The sequence below is a fragment of the Deltaproteobacteria bacterium genome (genome assembly GCA_020848745.1).
Lineage (GTDB): Bacteria > Desulfobacterota > Binatia > UTPRO1 > UTPRO1 > UTPRO1.
Genome location: JADLHM010000122.1, coordinates 1 through 3,633, shown reverse-complemented (window position 1 = coordinate 3,633; position 3,633 = coordinate 1). Strand labels below are relative to the sequence as shown.

At 70.9% G+C, this 3,633-nt stretch carries 4 protein-coding genes and 1 tRNA gene; 3 read left to right on the top strand and 2 right to left on the bottom strand.

The window, feature by feature from the left end; genetic code table 11:
- The first annotated feature begins 56 nt into the window (after positions 1–56).
- Both IT293_18380 and IT293_18375 read left to right on the top strand, forming a co-directional pair.
- Entirely contained in the window at positions 57–824 is a 768-nt protein-coding gene (locus IT293_18380; GenBank protein ID MCC6766629.1) for a hypothetical protein, read from the top strand.
- A gap of 166 nt (positions 825–990) precedes the next feature.
- Positions 991–1,063, top strand: a tRNA-Ala gene (locus IT293_18375).
- Between the two features lie 403 nt (positions 1,064–1,466).
- Here IT293_18375 and IT293_18370 read toward each other — a convergent pair.
- Together IT293_18370 and IT293_18365 are read right to left on the bottom strand one after the other, a co-directional pair.
- Positions 1,467–2,528, bottom strand: a complete 1,062-nt coding sequence (locus IT293_18370) for a 3-isopropylmalate dehydrogenase (GenBank protein MCC6766628.1) — start codon at positions 2,526–2,528, stop codon at positions 1,467–1,469.
- 123 nt (positions 2,529–2,651) lie between these two features.
- Entirely contained in the window at positions 2,652–3,251 is a 600-nt protein-coding gene (locus IT293_18365; GenBank protein ID MCC6766627.1) for a TIGR00730 family Rossman fold protein, read from the bottom strand.
- A 113-nt stretch (positions 3,252–3,364) separates the two neighbouring features.
- Between IT293_18365 and IT293_18360 the strand changes: the two genes are divergently transcribed.
- The coding region (locus IT293_18360) for a hypothetical protein (GenBank protein ID MCC6766626.1) at positions 3,365–3,633 on the top strand (269 nt) is incomplete at its 3' end.

Below are 3,633 nucleotides of genomic sequence, written 5' to 3'. Positions count from 1 at the left end.
GCGGCACGTGCGACGCCGGTCCGCGCGTCGGACTGCCCTGCGACGGGAACGGTACGGTGGCGAACCGCCCCGACTTCGGCACGACGAGCCTCGACTGCCCGCTCTCGCCCGCATCGATCATCGCGACCCTGCCGATCGACCTCAGCAACCAGACGGCGGCGGTTGCGAGGACGCTGACGGCGTCGAGCCCGAACTGCACCAACGCGGCCGGGAACAAGTGCCTCTGCGACACCTGCAACAACGCCGCGGCGACGCCGTGCTTCACCAACGCCGATTGCGTGGCGGTCGGCGCGACCCAGTGTGGCGGCAAGCGCTGCCTCTCAGGTCCCAACAACGGCGCGGCGTGCAACGCCAACTCCGAGTGTCCGGGCGGTGTCTGCGCGCGTCCCGGCGAGCCGACCAAGCCGGCGGCCTGCCTCGACGACACCAGCACCTCCGCGCTCGACTGCACCGACGGCGACGCGGACGGGGAGGGCGAGTGCCCCAACGGCCCGACCGATCAGAACTGCAGCGTGGCATCGGGCCACGCGCAGCGCGGGTGCCTCAGCGATGTCGACTGTGGCGGCGGTGGCGGCAGCTGTCAGGTCGCGCAGCGCAAGTGCTTCCTGACCGGCGGCGGGACGTTCCAGCCCTCGGCGCTGGACGGCACCGACACGCTCGTGGCCGTCGGCATGGCCGACGCGCCGATGAACGACGTGGCGCAGCCGACGCTCGGCGCGGTCTTCTGCGTCGGGCCGACTGGTGCCTCGGCGGTGAACAACGTGGCGGGCCTTCCCGGTCCGGGCCGCGTGACGATCCGCGGGACGGCGGCTGGCGCGCCGTAGCGCTACGCACCGGGGGCGCGGGTCGCGAGATCCGCACCCTCTCGACGAGCCAGCCGTGGGCCCCGGGAAGCATGCGTCCTCCCGGGGCCCGCGTGTTTCTGGCTCCGCCTTGTCGCCGAGCGGATTTCCGGCTAGAGACTCGCTTCCTCTTGTCGACCTGCCGCGTGGGGCCGTAGCTCAGTTGGGAGAGCGCTTGAATGGCATTCAAGAGGTCGAGGGTTCGATTCCCTTCGGCTCCACTTCCGTTCCCGCAAGACTACGATTTGCGGGGCCGTGAGGAATCCGTGTCGGAACGCGGCCGTGGCAGTGCTCCGGAGAGATGAGCCAGCGCGATCATCTCTTCGAGCCACCGCAAGCGGTCGGCGGGTGTCGCCGCAAGCGCCGACGTCAGTTGGCGGCGGCGGTGCGATTCCCATCCGCATCCCCAGTCGTCGGCGCCGGGTGCGGTCGGGGAAGGCGCGTCACCCATCCGACGGCTTTCGGGCTTGCTGGCCTCGAAAAGCGGCTCGAACAGCGACACGCTGCGAGTATAGGGGTCGCGAAGCGGCCTGGGGAGTCGTAGGTGCTCGTCACCCGGTAGGAGGAGGACGCCCGCCGCCGGAGAGCCGCATCCGGCGACGCTCCGGCGGCGGAGAACCAGGGTCAGAGTGACGCGACGGCGTCCGCGACCAGATCGCCCACCTGCGACGTCGAGTACCCCATCTTCCCCGCCTGCATCGACTTCAGCTTCTTCGCGACGACGTGTGCGATCGCCACGTCGACGCGGGTCGCGGCGTCGGTCTCGCCGAGGTGGGCGAGCAGCATCTGCGCCGCCGCGATCGCGGCCATCGGATTGATGACGCCCTGGCCGGTGTACTTCGGCGCCGAGCCGCCGATCGGCTCGAACATCGACACCGCCGCGGGGTTGATGTTGCCGCCGGCCGCGATGCCCATGCCGCCCTGAATCATCGCGCCGAGGTCGGTGATGATGTCGCCGAACATGTTGTCGGTGACGATGACGTCGAACCACTCGGGGTTCTTCACCATCCACATGCACGTCGCGTCGACGTGCGCGTAGTCGCGCTTGACGTCCGGGTAGTCGGTCTGCCCGACCTCGTTGAACGCCCGCTCCCAGAGGTCGAAGGCGTAGGTCAGCACGTTGGTCTTGCCGCAGAGGGTGAGCGTCTTCCGGCGGTTCCGCTTGCGGGTGTAGTCGAACGCGTAGCGCAAGCAGCGCTCGACGCCCTTACGGGTGTTGATCGACTCCTGCACGGCCACCTCGTCGGGCGTGCCGCGCTTCAGCGTGCCGCCGGCGCCGGCGTAGAGGCCTTCGGTGTTCTCCCGGACGACGACGAAGTCCACTTCGGCGGGACCCTTGTCCTTGAGGGGCGTCTCGACGCCCTCGTAGAGCTTCACGGGGCGGAGGTTGACGTAGAGGTCGAGCTCGAAGCGCAGACGCAGCAGGATCCCCTTCTCGAGGATCCCGGGCTTCACGTCCGGGTGGCCGATCGCGCCGAGCAGGATCGCGTCGAAGCCGCGGAGATCGCCGACGGCGCTCTCGGGAAGCACCTCGTTCGTGCGAAGGTAACGGTCGCCTCCGAAGTCGAACTGCGTCGTCTCGTACGTGAAGCCCGAGCGTTTGGCCGCCGCGGCGAGCACCTTCACGGCCTCGGCCGTGACCTCCGGGCCGGTGCCGTCACCGGGAATGATTGCGATCTTGTACACGTGGGACCTCCTCTGGGAATGCCGGCGCGGCCGCGCCGGATCGGCGGCGGATACTATCCCACGGGCCGAGGGCGACAAGCGCGGCGCGGCGTCGGGGAACGGCCGACGGGCCGGGTCGGCTGCTTAGCCCCGACCCTCGAGCTTGCCGAGATCGGGCGCGACTCCCGTCACGGGGCGCGCGGCCGCCGCGTCGAGCGCGGCAAGGGCGGCCCGCGCGTCCGCTACCACCGTCAGGAGCTCGCGATACGCCGGCCGCACGAGTCCGGCGGCGATCTGCCGGTCGACGAGCGCGAGTAGCGGGTCCCAGAAGCCGTCGACGTTCACCAGCACGAGCGGCTTCGCGTGGAAGCCGAGCTGGCGCTCGACCAGGATCTCCGAGAGCTCCTCGAGCGTGCCGAAGCCGCCGGGCAGGGTGACGAAGGCGTCGCCGCGATGGGCGAGGGCGGCCTTGCGGCTTCGCATGTCGCCGACCGTGTCGAGCGCGTGGAGGCGATCGTGGGCGACCCGCGCGAAGGTGTCGAGGATGACGCCTTCCACCCGCCCGCCGCCGGCGAGCGCGGCGTCCGCCACTTCGCCCATGAGCCCGATCCGCGCGCCGCCGTACACCAGGAGCCAGCCGCGCGCCGCGATGCCGGCGCCGAGCGCGCGCGCGACCGCGCGGAGACGAGCGGGCGCCTCGGGTGCGGAGGCGGCATACACGGTGACGCTGCGGATGGACGGCATCGTGTCGTTCGCCTCGCTCGGTGCCATTGTGCGAACGGACTCTTAACGTGGGACCGCATGCGGCGCGAACGCGCGCTTCCGCGGTTCCGCCGCTCGGTATATGCCGTGCCGCCGTGAGTCGCGACGAGGCGCCGCGCGCGCTGGACCCCGTCTACGCCCTCACGCTCGCCTGCTTCTTTCTCTCCGGGTTCGCGGCGCTGCTCTACCAGACCGTCTGGACGCGGCAATTCTCGTTCGTGTTCGGCACGGCGGACCTCGCGGTCGCGACCGTGCTCGCGGCCTACATGGGCGGGCTCGCGCTCGGCGCGGCCGCGGCCTCGCGGGTGGCGATCCGTCTGGACCGCCCGCTGCTCGTCTACGGGGCGCTGGAGCTCGCGATCGC